We start from the raw sequence: 15,593 nt of genomic DNA, 5'->3' as shown, positions 1-15,593 counted from the left end.
CGCATGATCACATCTACCTCAGTGTGAAGCAGACAGAGGACGCCGGGACCGGCCGCGACGCGGAGTTCCGCGAGTTCGTGCGCAGCCGGGGAACGCCCCTGCACCAGAGCGCGTACCTGCTCTGCGGTGACCGGCACCTGGCCGACGACGTGGTCCAGGACACGCTGGTCAAGGCCTACCAGCACTGGCGGCGGGTGCGGCAGGCTGACAGCCCGGAGGCCTACGTCCGGCGCATCCTGCTCAACGAGGTGCGCGGGCGGTGGCGGCGGCGGGAGCGCTCGGTGCCGGTCGCGGAGTTCGCCGACGAGCCCACGGTGGCCGACCCGTCCGACGACGTGATCCGGCGCGACGGCCTCCGGCAGGCGCTGCTGACGTTGCCGTTGCGGCAGCGCGCGACGGTGGTGCTGCGCTACCTGGAGGGCCTGTCCGAGCGCGAGACGGCGGCGGTCCTCGGCTGCTCGACGGGCACCGTGAAGAGCCAGAGCTCCCGGGCGCTGGCCGGCCTCAAATCCTTCTTCGACCGGACGGGGACCAAGCTGTGAACACCGAACAGGAGAACCGGCTTCGCGAAGACCTCCGGCGGGCCGTCGACGGCGAAACCTTCCGGACCGACCCCGACGTCGTCCTCGGGCGGGCCCGCCGGGCGCGGCGGCGCACCCTGGTCACCCGCGGCGCGGTCGGGACCGGCGTGCTGGCGGTGCTGGTGGCCGCCACCCTCGCGAGCGTGCCCACCGGCGTCCCGGAGGTCCGGAACGCCGCCTACGTCGTCGAGCGGGTTTCGGCCGCGCTGGACGGCGGCCCGGGGTACGTCTACCGGATCGTCGACCACGACGAAGGCACGGTCTGGTACCAGGACCAGGTCACGATGAGCCAGTACTGGGTCTACGGCACCGGCGCCACCCGGATCGAGGCGTGGGACAGCTCGCCCGTGATCGACCACGCCGCGCACTTGCTGGACACGACGGTGAACCACAAGGATCGGACGTTTTCGACCGAAGACACGAAGCTGCCCGGCTACGTGGCGGGCGAGCTGCCGCCGAAGACGAGCTTCGCCGACCGGATCAAGAAGTCGATCACCGGCGGGCAGGAGATCGTCGGGTCGGGCGAGTACCGGGGACACCAGGTGATCAAGCTCGGCCACCCGGCGGGGGAGCTGTGGGTCGACGCCACCACCTACCTGCCGGTGTACCGGGTCACGACGGACGCGGACGGCCGGAAGACCGCCAGCGACCTCGCGTTCCTGCCCCGGACGCCCGACCTGGTGAAGACGGTCAACACCCCGCAGATCCCGGCCGGGTTCACCAAAGTTGCGGAGGCGAACACCGGCCCGGGCCACGGCGGCTGACGCCGGGGTTTCAGCCGCAGGGCAGCGTCCCCGTGCGCAGGGCGTGGCCGCCGTCGTCGCCGTCGTCGGCGTCGGACCACACGACCGCGCGGCGCCCGGCGCCGCAGGCCGGGGCGATCGCGAACCCTTCGTTGTTGTAGTTCGGCATCTTCGACGGCCGGGCGTAGGTCGCGGTCACGGTGAACTTGCCGCCGGAGAGCTTCAGCGTCGCCGATTTGCCGGAGCAGGTGTCGTCGCAGACCGACCAGAGGCTGCCGGTCGCCGGGTCGAACTCCAGCTCCATGACCTTCGGGAAGCCGGCCGAGAACGACGCCACCCGGGTGAACCCGCCGCCGGCCTGGTCGAGGGCGTAGGCGTGGATCCGGCCTTCGTCTTCGAGGCCCAGGAAGTAGAGGCCGGTCCCGTGGCCGGGGTAGACCGCCGGGTCGTAGGGCGCCTTGGTGTGGTCGTCGCGGAAGCCGCCGGCGGTCAGGAAGGTGTCGGGGATCCAGCTGATGCCTTCGAAACCGCCGTTGTCGTCGACGGCGGGCAGGTCGCCGGTGAGGTCCCATTCCGCGGACGCGTCGAGTTCGCTCGCTGTCGATCCGGTGTCGTACCGCAGCACTTTCAGCAGGCTGCCGTCTCCGTCGTTGTCGCGCTCGGTCGCGGCGAACACGCCATCGGGGGTGACGACGACCCCTTCGGCGTCCGGGTCGCCGCTGCCGTCCCCGGTAGCGCGGCTTCCAGTTGTCGATGGGCCGCCAGGTGCTGCCGTCGCGGAGGAGCCGGTAGAGCGTGCCCGGGCCGTTCTTGACCGCCCACAACACATCGGGGCCGTCGAAGGAGAGCCCGCTGACGTTGTCGCCGAGCACCCCCGCGGGATCGGCGACCGAGACGGCGGGATCACCGGGCCACTTCTGCGTCGTGGCGGCTTGCGCGCTGCCGGTGGGCACGGAGAGAAGGACAGCGGCGAGGCAGAGGAGAGTACGCACGTCGTGCTCCTGGGGTCGGCGGGGCAACGCGGCGTGCTCCGGACTGCACCGAGTCGATCACCTCGCGGGCAACTCGGTCTCGCACCGCACCTGCGGCGCGGCCTCGGTCCCGGAGGCCACGCAGCCCACGGCCCGGCCGGGCGCGGGAACGGGGTAGCTGAAGACGATCGGCCCGTCGGCGTCCGGCCCGGCCGAGAACTTGACGACCGTGTGCTGCCGGTTTCCATTGCCGTGCAAGGTCTTCGAGTAGTAGGTGGTGTGCGGTCCGATGGCGGTGCTCGTGCCTTCGCCGTCGTCGTCGAGTTCGTGCACGGTGAGCACGTAGTCCCCGGCGGTGTACTTGCCTTCGTTCTCGTGGTCGGCATCGGCCGGGGTCGAGCCGGTGACTTCGGGCGAGACGGGATCCGCGGCGGTGGCGATGACGGTGGCCCCGACGGCGACCACGGCCACCCCGGCCACAACCGCGGAAACGACGACTCGCTTGGCGGTGAACTTCATGGTCCCCTCCTCCCCGCCTGACGATCAAGCTAGGGGAGGGAAGGGGCGGGTCACCTCGGCCGAAGGGGCGGTTCGGCCGCCGCGGGCTCGTCCTTTCGGCCGATGTCCGGCGGCACCGGCCGGATCGCGGTGACCGGGCGGCCGATCGGCGTTAACCTGCGTGGGGGCGAGAGGGGCCGCATGCGTGGTTGCTGCTGCTGGGTGCTGCTGTTCTTCGTCTCGAGCGCCGTCGGGCTGCCCCTCGCGACCGGAGACTGGCGGAGCGGGTTCTGGGCGTTCCTGATCGCGCCCGTCCTGGCGTGGGCGGTCTTCTTCTCCATGCTGGACCTCATCGCCCGCCGCCGGTTCCGCCGCTACTTCGAGCTCGCGGACCGGATCGGCGCCCGCGACGGCCAGGTCATCCGGGAGCTGAGGCAAAAGTACTACGTCATCTCGTTCCTCCCCGGGGTGACCGTGCAGACCCTGCGCCCCGGCACCGAAGCCGAAGTGCTCGAGAAGCTCCGCGGGGCTGCTCTCGAGGCGGGCTGCGGGTTCGTCCCTGTCGAGCGGTTCCACCTCGCGAGCGAGGCCTGCGAGGTCTTGCTCGCGATCCACGTGTACGGGCCGGGCGGCCACAACCGGGAGCACGTTCCCGCGGGGTACGTGATGACGGAAGTCACCATCGAGGAGTGGAAGGGCTTCCAGCCGGTCAAGCTCCGGCGCGCCCGCAGTGGTGACCGGCCGGCCTGAGCCCGGTCACGACCGCGCCCGCCGCCACACCGCCAGCGCCGTCGCGGCCAAGGCACTCCCCGCTGCGGCGACGGCACCGTGGTGCCGGCTCGCCCACAGCTGCACGCTCCTCGGCGTCGCCTTGGCGTCGAACCGGCCGTGCGCACCGAAGTCCCGCTCGCGATCCGCGGGCGACCACAGGTTCTCCGGCTGGTCGGCGGGCTTCTTCGCCCCCGTCTGCTGGGACCGGTACCCGGTCCGGGCGAGGTACCGATCGAGCACACCCGGCGCGACGGCGTTCGCGATCAACGTTCCGACGGTGCTCCCGCCGACCCAGTACTCGCGGCGACGCGGGTGCTCGGCCGCGTGCAACACCGCGCGCGCCGCCACCTCCGGCTGGTAGATCGGCGGCACCGGCTGGGCCTGGTGCGGCAGCTTGGACCGGACCCACGAGAACTGCGGCGTGTTCACCGCCGGCATCTGGACCATCGTCGTGCGGACGTGGCTGCCGTCGTGCAGCAGCTCGCAGCGCAACGCCTCGTTGAAGCCCTGGATCGCGTGCTTCGCCCCGCAATACGCGCTCTGCAACGGGATCCCGCGGTACGCCAGCGCCGAACCCACCTGCACGATCGTGCCGCGGTCGCGTGGCTTCATCCGGTGCAGGGCGGCCATCGTGCCGTGGACGTAGCCGAGGTAACTCACTTCGGTGACGCGGCGGAACTCGTCCGGCTCGATCTCGGCGAACGGCGCGAACACCGACGTGAACGCCACGTTCACCCACACGTCGATCGGACCCAGCTCCTTCTCGGCCCGGGAAGCGGCCGCGTCGACCTGGCCGAAGTCGGCGACGTCGGTGGGGATCGCGAGGGCCGTCCCGCCGGCGCGGGTGACGTCTTCCGCCGCGGCTTCGAGGCCTTTCTTCCCCCGCGCCAGCAGGGCCACCCGGGCCTGCCGGGCCCCGAACGCCCGCGCGACCGCGCGGCCGATACCGCCGCTGGCCCCGGTCACGACCACGACCTGGTTCATGATTGCCTCCGTTCTCCGGTGCGGGCCGCGCGGGCCCAAGCGGCCGCGACCACCGCGTTCGCCAGTGCCGCGGCCCGCCACCGGCGGGACACCACGGCCAGTCCGAGCATGCTGGCGCTGTGCGCCGCGTCGAGTGTCCAGCCCCGGCGGGCCATCAGGCCGTCCGGCCGCCGCAGCACGGCCGTGGCCTGGGCCAGGTGCCGGATCCCCAACGCCAGCGCCACTTTCCGCGGGATCGGCAGCCGGCGCGAAGCGACCAGGATCCCGACGCCCCACACCGCCCGCGCCGCCGCGACCCCGCGCGTCACCGGACCCTCCGCGCCACGGCGACACCCGAGGCCGCGACCCCCACCGCCGCGGCGCCGGCCCGCTCGATCGTCGTCACCGGGTCTTCCCGGGCAGGAACTCCTGCAGCTTCGTCTTGACCCCCTGCGCCACGAGGTGGAACGCGTCGGGGTCGCCCTTCAGCACCGCCTGGGCGGCCGACTTCACCTGCTCGAACGTGGCGTGCGGCGGGATCGGCGGCACGTCCGGGTCGCAGCGGACGTCCAGCACCGCCGGTTTGCCCGCGGTCAGCACCGTGTCCCAGGCCGAAGCGAGCTGGTCCGGCTTGTCGACCGTGACGGCTGACAGCCCGAGGGACAGCGCGAACCCGGCGTAGTCGACGTCCGGCAGGCTCTGGGACTCCTCGAACTTCGGGGCGCCGCCCATCGCGCGCAGCTCCCAGGTGACCTGGTTGAGGTCGTTGTTGTGGAAGACGCAGATCACGCAGGTCGGGTCGCTCCACAGGGTGTGGTAGCGGGCGATGGTGATCAGCTCGGCGAGGCCGTTCATCTGCATGGCGCCGTCGCCGACGAGGGCGATCACCGGCCGGTCGGGGTGGGCGAACTTGGCGCCGATGGCGTACGGCACGCCCGGGCCCATCGTGGCCAGGGTGCCCGACAGCGACCCGCGCATGTCCCCGCGCATGCGGAGGTTGCGGGCGTACCAGTTGGTGGAGGAACCGGAGTCCGCGGTGACGATGGCGTTCTCCGGGATCCGCTTCGACAGCTCGGAGACGATCGCCATCGGGTTCACCGGGTCGGCGTCGACGGCGGCTTCCTTTTCGACGGTCTCCCACCAGGAGGCGACGTTCTTCTCGATCGTCTCGCGCCACGCCCGGTCCGGCTTGCTCGTCAGCTTCGGCAGCAGCGCGCGCAGCGTGGCCGCGCTGTCGCCGACGAGGTTGACCTCGGTCGGGTAGCGCATCCCGATCAGCCGGCCGTCCAGGTCGATCTGCACCGCGCGCGCCTGGCCGAAGTCCGGCAGGAACTGGCTGTACGGGAAGTTCGAGCCGACGATCAGCAGCGTGTCGCAGTCGCGCATCAGCTCGTAGCTCGGGCGGGTGCCGAGCAGCCCGATCGAGCCGGTCACCCACGGCAGGTCGTCGGGCAGGACATCCTTGCCCAGCAACGCCTTGGCGACGCCCGCGCCGGTGATCTCGGCGACCTCGCGGACCTCCTCGGCCGCGCCGCGGGCGCCCTGCCCGACGAGGATGGCGACCTTCTCACCGGCGTTGAGCACCTCGGCCGCCGCGGCGATGTCGGCCTCGGGCGGCACCGGCCGGGGCCAGGACGTGCTCGGCGGGCTGGAGGGCACCTGCTTGAACGCGTGCTGCGGCGGGGAGTACTCCTCCTCCTGCAGATCCGCGGGGATGATCAGGGCGGTCGGGCAGCGGGACGACTCGGCCGTCCGGATCGCCCGGTCGAGGGCGTTCGGCAGCTGCTCGGCGACGTTGACCTCGACGAGGTATTCGCTCGCCACGTCCTTGTAGAGCGCCTGCAGGTCGACTTCCTGCTGGTAGCTGCCGCCCATCGCGCTGCGTGCGGTCTGCCCGACGATCGCGACCACCGGGACGTGGTCGAGCTTGGCGTCGTAGAGCCCGTTGAGCAGGTGGATCGCGCCCGGGCCGGAGGTGGCCATGCAGACACCGACGTTGCCGCTGAACTTCGCGTAGCCGACCGCGGACAAGGCGGCCATCTCCTCGTGCCGGGCCTGGACGAACCGCGGCTGGTTGTCCGCTTTGCCGAACGAGGCGACGAGGCCGTTGATCCCGTCGCCGGGATAGGCGAAAACCTGCTCGACACCCCACTCGCGCAAGCGCTGGAGCAGGTAGTCACCGACTGTCTGGCTCATGAGTACTCCCTTTGGCGTGCGGTGCCGCTTCGGTGAGCGCCTCGTGCACCCGGCGGGCCACCACGGCGGGCCGGGGCCGCGCCGGTTCGGGCCACCGGACCAGGACCGCGGGCTCTTCCGCGCCGTCCGGTTCCACGGCCAGGCACCACCCGCCACCGTCGGTCCACGACAGCATCAGCAACCGGCCCGCGTGCCGGTCGGCCAGCGCGATGTAGGCGGTGGACGGGCTGCCGTGTTCACTCCACGACGCGGCCGGTTCGACGCGCAGCAGCTCGGCGACGGTCTCGACGTAGTCGCGCAGGGCCGTGGCCTCGACGTGCCCGGGATCCGGTTTCACCGGCGCGGACGCCTCCTTCCGTGGTCACCGTCGGCGCTCACGAAATCGCTGTACCCGCTTTCCCCGGCTATCATACTTGCGTGACGCAAACGTGGCAGGAACAGGACGGCGCCGACGCGGCTTTGGCGGCGTTGCGGGCGATGGTGCTGATCGCCGACTCGACCGTCGAGCGGAACACCGAGCAGCTGACGCTGACCCAGTTCCGCGCGCTGCGGGTGGTGGTCGACCGGACCCCGGTCACCATGGGCCGGGTGGCGCGCGAGCTGGCGATGAACCCGTCGTCGGTCACCCGGGCGTGTGACCGGCTGGTCGCGTTGAACCTGCTGGAAAAGGCCCCCAATCCGCTGAATCGGCGCGAAACGCTGCTCGCCCCGACCGGGCCGGGGCGGCAGCTCGTGGACCGCGTCGACCGCGATCGCCGCCGAGTGCTGGCGGGCGTGCTGAGCAGGCTCGATCCCGTGACGCGGACGGCCGCGATCGCCGCCTTCGAGCGGTTCGCCGGGGCGGTCGAAGCGGACAAATCGGATTCCCGCTCACTTTTGCGTCGCGCAAACTAAAAGCCGCGGAACGAAGTTTGCCGGCGGGCATCGCGGGTATCCCCGTCCGGCCGAGTCGTGATCGGAGGTTGTTGCGGTGGGCAAGCGCGACGGAGTCACCGAGCCCTGGGGGACCAGAACGCCCTACGGCCCGGGGGAACCGTGGCCGGTGCGGGTGGACAGCCGCCTCGCCGACGGGCTGCGCCCGGACGACGTCGACCGCTGGGTCCGCAGCGCCGCGGTGCTGCACTCGAACGGCGACGGGCTCGACATCGCGGTGAAGGACGGCCGGATCGCCGGGGTCCGCGGCCGCGCCGACGACCGCGTCAACCACGGCCGCCTCGATCCGAAGGACCTCTTCGGCTGGCAGGCCAACTCCTCGCCCGACCGCCTGACCACGCCGCTGGTGCGCAAGAACGGCGAACTCGTCGAGGCGAGCTGGGACGAGGCGATGGACCTGGTCGTTTCGCGCAGCAAGGAGCTCCTCGACGCCCACGGGCCCGGCGCGCTCGGCTTCTACACCAGCGGCCAGCTGTTCGCGGAGGAGTACTACACGCTCGCCGCGATCGCCCGCGGCGGGCTGGGCACCAACCACCTCGACGGCAACACCCGGCTCTGCACGGCGACCGCGGCCGCGGCGCTGAAGGAGTCCTTCGGCTGCGACGGCCAGCCGGCGTCCTACGCGGACGTCGACCACGCCGACGTCATCGCCCTCTTCGGGCACAACATGGCCGAAACGCAGGCCGTCCTGTGGTCGCGCGTGCTCGACCGGCTCGCCGGGCCGAACCCGCCCGCGGTGCTGTGCGTCGACCCTCGGGACACCCCGGTCGCCCGGGCGGCGACACTGCACCTGGCGCCGCTGCCCGGGACCAACGTGGCGCTGATGAACGGGCTGCTGCACGAGATCATCGAGCACGGGTGGGTCGATCGCGAGTACGTCGACCGCTGCGCGGTGGGTTACGACGACCTCGCGGCGATGGTCGCGGACTACCCGCCCGAGCGCGCCGCGCGCATCTGCGGCGTCGATGCCGGGCAGCTCCGCGAAGCCGCCCGGCTGCTCGGTTCGGCGGAGCGGCTGCTGTGCACGGTGCTGCAGGGCTTCTACCAGTCGCACCAGGCGTCCGCGGCCGCGGTGCAGGTCAACAACCTCGTGCTGCTGCGCGGCATGCTGGGCCGGCCCGGCGCCGGCGTGCTGCAGATGAACGGCCAGCCCACCGCGGAGAACACCCGCGAATGCGGCGCCGACGGCGACCTGACGGGCTTCCGGAACTGGGCGAACGACGCGCACGTGGCCGAGCTGGCGTCGCTGTGGAACGTCGACACCGCCAAGATCCCGCACTACGGGCCGCCGACGCACCTCATGCAGATGCTGCGCTACGCCGAAACCGGCACCCTGCGGTTCCTGTGGGTGTCGGCCACCAACCCGGCCGTGTCGCTGCCCGAGCTGCACCGCATCCGGTCCATCCTGGACTCCTCGCGGTTGTTCCTGGTCGTGCAGGACGCGTTCCGCACCGAGACCACCGAATTCGCCGACGTCGTGCTGCCCGCGGCGATCTGGGGCGAGAAGACCGGCACGTTCACCAACGCCGACCGCACGGTGCACCTGTCGGAGAAGGCGGTCGACCCGCCCGGGCAGGCGCGTCCCGACCTGGACATCTTCCTCGACTACGCGCGGCGGATGGACTTCCGCGGCAACGACGGCGAACCGTTCCCGCAGTGGCACGACGCCGAATCGGCGTTCGAGGCGTGGAAGCGCGCGTCGGAGGGAAGGCCGTGCGACTACAGCGGCTTGAGCTACGCGAAGCTGCGCGAAGTCAGCGGGATCCCATGGCCGTGCACTTCGGACAGTCCGCACGGGACAGAGCGGTTGTACGCCGACGGGAAGTTCTTCGCCCGGCCCGACTACTGCGAGAGCTACGGCCGCGACCTCGTCACCGGGGCGCCCCTGGAACCTGCCGAGTACCGGGCGATGAACCCGGACGGCAAGGCCATGTTCAAGGCCGCCGAGTACGTGCCGCCGCACGAAGCGCCGAGCGAGGACCACCCGTTCTTCCTGATCAACGGCCGGACGATCCACCACTTCCACACCCGCACGAAAACCGGCCGGGCACCGGAGCTGCGCGCGGCCGCGCCGGAGGTGTGGCTGGAGGTGTCCGAACGCGACGCGGCGGCCGCCGGGCTGGCCGAAGGCGACCTCGCGGAGGTCTCGACACCCCGCGGGGCGGTCCGCGCCCGGGTCCGCGTCGGCGGCATCCGCGACGGCGTGCTGTTCCTGCCGTTCCACTACGGCTACTGGGACGTCGAGCACCCGGCGGGCAAGGACGGCGACCGCGCGGCCAACGAGCTGACGTTCACCGACTGGGACCCGGTGTCCAAGCAGCCGCTGTTCAAGACGGCCGCGGCCGCGCTGCGGAAGGTCGCCGCCGTCGCGGCGCCGCGGCCCGAACCGGTGCCCGCGGCCGTCGACGAGGAGGTCGTCCGATGAAGCTCGGACTGGTGCTGCGCGAACTGCACCGAGCGGAGACGGCGCTGGCCAAGGACCTGCTGAAGACGTCCGACCGGCACCACGCGGAGCACGAGGTCCACCACGTCGCCCGCGACCTGGCGGCCTGGTCGGCGGCGCACGTGCGGGACATCGCCCGCGCCGGCCGGGCCTACGACCTGGAGCTCGGCGAGGACGTCCCCGGCCCCGGCCCGCTGGAGCCGTTGCGGAGGGCTTTGGCGGAGCTGAGCGGCCGCCGTCCGGAGCCGGGCCTGCTCCTGCTCGCGGACCTGCGCCGCCTCCACCGCCGCGCGGCGGGCGTGTCACTCGACTGGGAGCTGCTCGCCCAGAGCGCCCAGGCGGCGAAGGACACCGGGCTGCTCGAGCTGGCGACCCGCTGCCACCCGCAGACGCTGCGGCAGCTGAAGTGGACGAACGCGATGCTCAAGGTGCTGTCCCCGCAGATCCTGACCAGCTAGGTTACCCGTCCGCGACGGGGGTAATGCGTGATCATGCTGCCCACGGTGACGGATCTGGCCGAGCTGACCAGGCTGTTCGAGGCGGAACGCGGCGACGACCTGTACGTCCGCTGGTCCCGCGGCCCGGAGATCGACCTGGCGGACTCGGGTTCGAGCCGGGACGGCCTGACCGGGATCGCGCTGCCGGGGCTGTCGGCCAATTCCCTCCGGCTGGAGCCGTGGTGGCACGACCGTTCGCTGAGGCTGTGGCTCGCGCGCCGCCTCTACGACTACGAGCACCTGCGGGACCTGCGCGGCCCGGGGGTGCGGCCCTGGGTCCTGCGCGGCCGCGAGATCGCCCGCGGCCCGGACAACGAGCCGCTCGTGGTGGCGGTGGAGCCGCTGGCGTGGGTGGCGGACGAGGTGCTGCAGGAGGCCCGCCGGCTGGTGGAGGAGCAGGGGTCGCGCGAGTGGGGGCCGATGGACCGGCGCGGTGCGCGCTGAGGGGTCACCGCCCGGGTGCGTCGCGGCCTCGCACCAGGAACGCCAGGGGGTTGTCGCCGAGGCGCTCGATGTCCCGCCGGCGCACGACCGTGCTGACCGCGGTCATGCCGACACCCCAGACGGCGACCACCACGACCACCGCGGGCGCCGGGAGGACCCGGCCCAGGTGGGCGAGGTTCACCGTCACGACGAGCGAAGCGATCCGGGCCGCCCGCTGGTACCAGCGGGCGTGGGCACCCGCGAAAACCCGGGTGCCGGCGATGTAGACCGCCAGGCCCGCGGTGAGGAGCCAGCCCGCCGCGGGCGGCGGGGACTCGTGCAGCGAGAGGTCCACCCCGGCCGCCATCAACAGCAGCGCGAACGCCGGCGGGAGGTGACCGCCGGCGTACAGCGAATAGGCCACCGCGGGGTGGCCGCCGGAGAGGCCGAGCATGCGCTCGGAGATCTCCGCGGCCGAGGTGAAGTACATCCACCACAACGCGCCGGCGAGCACCAGCCCGCCGACCGTGGCCGACCAGTAGGCGACGTCGTCGGCGGGGCGTTCGAGCGCGGCGGTGCCGACCGTGATCACCAGCTCGCCGAGCAGCAGGATCATGAACAGCCCGAAGCGTTCGGCGAGGTGAGCGGAGTCGACCGCCAGGTTGGGGTCGCGGGGCCGGTCGAGCATGTCCCGCAGCCGCGTCTCCCGCGTCGGCCGCTCCCGCGGCTCACCGCGGCGTCGCCGGCGCCGGTCGCCGAGCAGCAGGAACCCCGCCTCCTGCACCAGCGCGAACGCCCAGAGCCACCAGCTGGAGGGGAGCACGGCCGAGACCGCGAACATGACCGCGGAAGCGGCGTAGCCGGTGCTGATCCGGCGCTGGTCGAGCCCGGGCCGGGCCGGCCACCGGTGGGCGGCCGCCAGGACCACGCGGACGCCGGCCATCGCCCCCGCGAAGATCGCGGGGTGGCCCTCGAAGACGTGGTGCACCTGGGTGGCGGCGATGGCGCACGGGATGGTGCCGGCGAGCACGAAGAGCCGGTCCGCCGCGCGGTGGCCGTCCCCGCGGCGGTTGTAGAGGACCGCGAAGCCGATCCACGTCCACCACAGCGTGGCGAAGAGCCCCAGCGCACCGGCGACGCGCGCCCAGTGCGGATCGGCCACGATGCTGTGCGCCACCTGGCCCACCGCGAACACGAAGACCAGGTCGAAGTACAGCTCCACCCAGCCGACCCGCTTGCCCTGCGCGGCGGCGTCTTCGTCCACATCGGTCATTGCGGGGATTCTGCCGCACCCGGCGTCCGCGGCTCCCACCCGGGAAGGGTGGGAATTAATAACACACCATTCGGGCAAGGGCCGAATTCGCGCCCGGCGGCTGCTGTGGGTATTTCTGCCGCCAGTGCCGACGGTGCGCTCTTCCGGCGTCCGGTACCTCCTGGAGCTGGGTGAACGCGCTTGAACGTTGTGCAAGCAGCGACCGTCGGAACACTATGCGTCAACGGCGGAAGCAATTCGATCCCGGCATTCCGAAACGCCGCTGCGCAGGGTTGACAAGCACGCCGGGCGTGATGTTCGCTGCTGGTCGGTTCGATCAACGCCACGTCGTCCCCGGTGCGGGAGCCGGGATCCGGAGTCCCTCCGCCGGCGTTCGTGATCGGCACTGGGGCCCCCTCGTCCTGTCCGAGTTCGACATCAGCCGTGCGCGCGGCTGGGAATCGAGCGATTCCGCCATGCACGAAAGCAGATCCACGCTCCGCCGTCCGGTGGACGCCGCGTGGTGGCCGGCGCACTGGAGCGTCCGCACCAAGATCAGCGTCGTCCTGCTGCTGCCGGTGCTGGTCGCGGTGGCGCTCGCGGAAGTCCGGATCCAGGGCGAACTCGACCGGGCGACCGCGCTCAGCGCGGCCCGCGACCGGCTGCCGGTGCTGCACGACACGATCGACCTGACCGCCTCGCTGGGTGCGGAAATGGTGGCCGCGGTCGCGGTCCCGGCGGGCGCGCCGGACACGTTGACCGCGGCCGTCGACGCGAAGGTGGCCGCGGTTCAGCGCGACACCGGTTTCGCGCCGCTGCCGGGCGACACCGGCCGGGCGCTGAACACCACGCTGGGCAAGCTCGCCGGAATCCGCGCCGCCGGCGCCGGCGGCGGCGACGTCCGCACGAAAGCCGCCGGCTACAACGACATCATCGCCACCCTCGGCGACCTGGTGCCCGCCTTCGTCCCGGCCGACGCCGGCGCCGAAACCGCGGCGGGCGCCGAAACCGCCCGGCTGCTGGTGCACCTGCGGGCCGAGCTGGCCACCGAGGAGACCTACGCGCGGGCGGCCCGGAACAGCCCGGACGACGCTTCGCTGCGCCCGGCCGTCGTGCAGACCGCGGCCGAGCAGGAGGTGCTCGGCGAGCAGGCCGAACACCAGCTCTCGGGAGCGCTCCTGGCCCGCTTCAAGGCGGCGACGAGTTCCGCCGAGGCCCGCCTCGACGCACTGCAGGAGAGCGGGAACAACGCGCCGCTCGCGTCGTTCGCGCCCTCGATCGCCGCGGAGACGACCGGCGTGACGGCCGTGCTGGACGACGTCGCGGCGAAGCTGGCGGGCGACGTCTCGGCCGCGGCCGACCGGGCCCGTGCGGATTCTCTGCGCGACACGGCCCTGGTGCTCGGTTCGCTGCTCGGCGCGCTCGCGATCGCGCTGCTGGTGGTGCGATCGCTGGTCACGCCGGTGCGCCGGCTGCGCGCGGCCGCCCTGCGCGCGGCGAACGAGCAGCTCCCGGAGACCGTCCGGCAGATCCGCGAAGGCCACGACGTCGACTGGCGCGCGGTGCCCGGCAGCGGCGTCCGGACCGACGAGGAGATCGGGCAGCTGGCGCGCGCGTTCGACGACATGCACCGCCAGGCGGTCCGGCTCGCCGTCGAGCAGGCCGAGCTGCGCAAGCAGGTCAGCGAGATGTTCATGACGCTGTCGCGGCGGAGCCAGTCGCTGGTCGAGCAGCAGCTGTCGATCATCGAAGACCTCGAGGCGGACGAGCAGAACCCGCGCCGGCTCGACGAGCTGTTCCGCATCGACCACATCGCGACCCGGCTGCGCCGCAACGGCGAGAACCTGCACGTCCTGGCGGGCGGCCGCCCGGTCCGCCACGGCCGCGAGCCGGTGCCGACGCGCGACCTGCTGCGCGCGGCGACGTCGGAGGTCAAGGACTACCGCCGGGTGGCGCTGGGCAACGCGCCGCGCGGTTCGGTGCAGCCCGAAGCGGCGGCGGACGTGGTGCACATCCTCGCGGAGCTGCTGGAGAACGCGACGCGCTTTTCGCCGCCGGAGCACAAGGTGGCGCTGACGGCCGACCGCGGCGCCGACGGCGGGCTGCTCATCGAGGTGGTCGACCAGGGGCTGGGCATGACCCCGGCGGAGCTGGCCACGGTGAACGACCGGCTGGCGGCGGCCGGGACGGTCGGCCCCGAGACGACGCGCCGGATGGGACTGTTCGTGGTCGGCAGGCTGGCGGCGCTGCACGGGGTGACGGTGCGGTTGCGGGCAACGGGAGCGGCGGGCCGCCACGCGGGGGTGACGGCGAGCGTCCACGTCCCGGGCGCGCTGGTACTGGCCGACCTGGCCCGCCCGATCGGCGCGGGCCGCTTGGTGGCGGCGAGCCGCAACGGTCACCCGCGGCCGCCGGTGGTCCCGGCCCAGGCTTCGACGCCGATCTTCGAGCAGGTGGTGACGAGCTGGTTCACCGAGCCACCGGCCAAGCCGGTGGTCCGCCGGAACGGAGCAAAGGGCCCGGTCCAGTGGCCGGCAGCGGGGGAGCGGCCGGCGGCCGCAGAGCCGGACGAGAACTCCGCGCCCGAGCCGCCCGCGGCACACCGGGCGCCGGCGGACTCGGTGGCCGCGGCGGAATCCGCGGCGGACCGGGTCGCTTCGGTTGAGGCGGCGTGGCCGGCTCGTGCGGAGGCTGCCGCGGGGCAGGGAGCTGTTTCGTCGGAGTCGGCGGGCCGGATCGGCCCGGTCGAGGTAGGGCGGACGGGCCGTCCGGAGGCTTCTGCGGGGCAGGGAGCCGTTTCGCCGGAGTCGGTGGACCGGATCGCTTCGGTCGAGGCGGGGTGGCCGGGCCGTGCGGAGGCTTCTGCGGCGGAGGGTGCCGTTTCGTCGGAGTCGGTGGATCGGATCGCTCCGGTCGAGGCGGCGTGGCCCGCCCGCGCGGAGACTTCCGCCGCGCACCGAGCCACTCCGGCGGAACCGGGCGCACTCGCCGAAGCGGCGAGCCGGCCCAACCGGGCCGGAACCTCCGCCGCGCCGGCGCACGCCGCCGATCTCACCGTCCGTCCCGGGCAGACCTCCGTCGGGGACTGGGACACCTCGGCCGACCGCACGCGGCTAGCCGCCGAAAGCGCTCTCAAGCCGCCGGCCGCGCAGAACCTCACCGATGCCGGGCTGCCCACCCGGCGGCCCGGTGCGCAGCTCGCCCCCGGTGCCGTCGTTCCCCGCGGGCGCGAGCAGGCCGGGGGGACCTTCCGCGACGCCGCCGCCGTGCGCAGCAGTCTTTCGCGCCACTACCAAGGCATGCGCGCCGCGCGGTTGGAGAG

General features: G+C 72.7%; 15 protein-coding genes. 8 read left to right on the top strand and 7 right to left on the bottom strand.

Going from position 1 to position 15,593, the window contains the following annotated elements; genetic code table 11:
* The first annotated feature begins 23 nt into the window (after window positions 1-23).
* Window positions 24-542, top strand: coding sequence for a SigE family RNA polymerase sigma factor (locus ACFVYA_RS35705; RefSeq protein WP_285990554.1), 519 nt, complete (start codon window positions 24-26; stop codon window positions 540-542).
* Window positions 539-1,345 (top strand): hypothetical protein, encoded by an 807-nt coding sequence (locus tag ACFVYA_RS35700; protein ID WP_387051347.1) that lies wholly within the window; start codon window positions 539-541, stop codon window positions 1,343-1,345. The genes ACFVYA_RS35705 and ACFVYA_RS35700 overlap by 4 nt, the downstream gene beginning before the upstream one ends.
* A 10-nt stretch (window positions 1,346-1,355) precedes the next feature.
* Here the strand turns inward: ACFVYA_RS35700 and ACFVYA_RS35695 are convergent, their stop codons facing one another.
* Both ACFVYA_RS35695 and ACFVYA_RS35690 read right to left on the bottom strand, forming a co-directional pair.
* Window positions 1,356-2,000 carry a hypothetical protein gene (locus ACFVYA_RS35695; protein ID WP_387051346.1) on the bottom strand — a complete coding sequence of 215 codons (645 nt, stop codon included), beginning with the start codon at window positions 1,998-2,000 and terminating at the stop codon, window positions 1,356-1,358.
* 373 nt (window positions 2,001-2,373) lie between these two features.
* Window positions 2,374-2,814 (bottom strand): hypothetical protein, encoded by a 441-nt coding sequence (locus tag ACFVYA_RS35690; RefSeq protein WP_387051344.1) that lies wholly within the window; start codon window positions 2,812-2,814, stop codon window positions 2,374-2,376.
* A gap of 102 nt (window positions 2,815-2,916) precedes the next feature.
* Between ACFVYA_RS35690 and ACFVYA_RS35685 the strand changes: the two genes are divergently transcribed.
* Complete coding sequence (locus tag ACFVYA_RS35685) at window positions 2,917-3,543, top strand: hypothetical protein (RefSeq protein WP_387051341.1); 627 nt, start codon at window positions 2,917-2,919, stop codon at window positions 3,541-3,543.
* Between the two features lie 6 nt (window positions 3,544-3,549).
* Here ACFVYA_RS35685 and ACFVYA_RS35680 read toward each other — a convergent pair whose 3' ends face one another.
* The 4 genes from ACFVYA_RS35680 to ACFVYA_RS35665 all read right to left on the bottom strand — a co-directional run bounded on the left by ACFVYA_RS35680 (window position 3,550) and on the right by ACFVYA_RS35665 (window position 7,060).
* Window positions 3,550-4,548 (bottom strand): SDR family oxidoreductase, encoded by a 999-nt coding sequence (locus ACFVYA_RS35680; protein WP_387051338.1) that lies wholly within the window; start codon window positions 4,546-4,548, stop codon window positions 3,550-3,552.
* Complete coding sequence (locus ACFVYA_RS35675) at window positions 4,545-4,856, bottom strand: hypothetical protein (RefSeq protein ID WP_387051336.1); 312 nt, start codon at window positions 4,854-4,856, stop codon at window positions 4,545-4,547. The genes ACFVYA_RS35680 and ACFVYA_RS35675 overlap by 4 nt, the downstream gene beginning before the upstream one ends.
* A 73-nt stretch (window positions 4,857-4,929) precedes the next feature.
* Window positions 4,930-6,723 carry a thiamine pyrophosphate-requiring protein gene (locus ACFVYA_RS35670; RefSeq protein ID WP_387051333.1) on the bottom strand — a complete coding sequence of 598 codons (1,794 nt, stop codon included), beginning with the start codon at window positions 6,721-6,723 and terminating at the stop codon, window positions 4,930-4,932.
* Entirely contained in the window at window positions 6,704-7,060 is a 357-nt protein-coding gene (locus ACFVYA_RS35665; RefSeq protein WP_285990562.1) for a DUF6292 family protein, read from the bottom strand. The genes ACFVYA_RS35670 and ACFVYA_RS35665 overlap by 20 nt, the downstream gene beginning before the upstream one ends.
* Before the next feature lie 80 nt (window positions 7,061-7,140).
* Here ACFVYA_RS35665 and ACFVYA_RS35660 point away from each other — a divergent pair, with 80 nt between their 5' ends.
* From ACFVYA_RS35660 to ACFVYA_RS35645, 4 genes are all read left to right on the top strand, one after another.
* Window positions 7,141-7,617: a MarR family winged helix-turn-helix transcriptional regulator gene (locus ACFVYA_RS35660; RefSeq protein WP_387051331.1), complete on the top strand. Its 477-nt coding sequence runs from the start codon at window positions 7,141-7,143 to the stop codon at window positions 7,615-7,617.
* 76 nt (window positions 7,618-7,693) lie between these two features.
* Entirely contained in the window at window positions 7,694-10,081 is a 2,388-nt protein-coding gene (locus ACFVYA_RS35655) for a molybdopterin oxidoreductase family protein (protein WP_387051328.1), read from the top strand.
* Window positions 10,078-10,557, top strand: coding sequence for a hypothetical protein (locus tag ACFVYA_RS35650; RefSeq protein WP_387051327.1), 480 nt, complete (start codon window positions 10,078-10,080; stop codon window positions 10,555-10,557). The genes ACFVYA_RS35655 and ACFVYA_RS35650 overlap by 4 nt, the downstream gene beginning before the upstream one ends.
* A gap of 45 nt (window positions 10,558-10,602) precedes the next feature.
* Window positions 10,603-11,040 (top strand): DUF6098 family protein, encoded by a 438-nt coding sequence (locus ACFVYA_RS35645; protein ID WP_387051325.1) that lies wholly within the window; start codon window positions 10,603-10,605, stop codon window positions 11,038-11,040.
* 4 nt (window positions 11,041-11,044) lie between these two features.
* Here ACFVYA_RS35645 and ACFVYA_RS35640 read toward each other — a convergent pair whose 3' ends face one another.
* Window positions 11,045-12,292 (bottom strand): low temperature requirement protein A, encoded by a 1,248-nt coding sequence (locus ACFVYA_RS35640; protein WP_387051322.1) that lies wholly within the window; start codon window positions 12,290-12,292, stop codon window positions 11,045-11,047.
* Between the two features lie 455 nt (window positions 12,293-12,747).
* On the opposite strand from ACFVYA_RS35640, the gene ACFVYA_RS35635 reads away from it, so the two are divergent.
* Window positions 12,748-15,593: ATP-binding protein (locus tag ACFVYA_RS35635; RefSeq protein ID WP_387051320.1), on the top strand; the 2,846-nt coding region annotated here is incomplete at its 3' end.

It is taken from the genome of Amycolatopsis sp. NPDC058278 (genome assembly GCF_042881395.1).
Taxonomy (GTDB): Bacteria; Actinomycetota; Actinomycetes; order Mycobacteriales; family Pseudonocardiaceae; genus Amycolatopsis.
The sequence above is the reverse complement of the archived record's forward strand: the minus strand, read 5'-3'. Positions and strand labels throughout refer to the sequence as shown.

Coding starts and splice junctions, on each gene's coding strand:
- ACFVYA_RS35690 (WP_387051344.1), bottom strand. CDS start 2,814: ATGAAGTTCACCGCCAAGCGAGTCGTCGTTTCCGCGGTTGTGGCCGGG.
- ACFVYA_RS35685 (WP_387051341.1), top strand. CDS start 2,917: ATGTCCGGCGGCACCGGCCGGATCGCGGTGACCGGGCGGCCGATCGGC.
- ACFVYA_RS35680 (WP_387051338.1), bottom strand. CDS start 4,548: ATGAACCAGGTCGTGGTCGTGACCGGGGCCAGCGGCGGTATCGGCCGC.
- ACFVYA_RS35670 (WP_387051333.1), bottom strand. CDS start 6,723: ATGAGCCAGACAGTCGGTGACTACCTGCTCCAGCGCTTGCGCGAGTGG.
- ACFVYA_RS35650 (WP_387051327.1), top strand. CDS start 10,078: ATGAAGCTCGGACTGGTGCTGCGCGAACTGCACCGAGCGGAGACGGCG.
- ACFVYA_RS35640 (WP_387051322.1), bottom strand. CDS start 12,292: ATGACCGATGTGGACGAAGACGCCGCCGCGCAGGGCAAGCGGGTCGGC.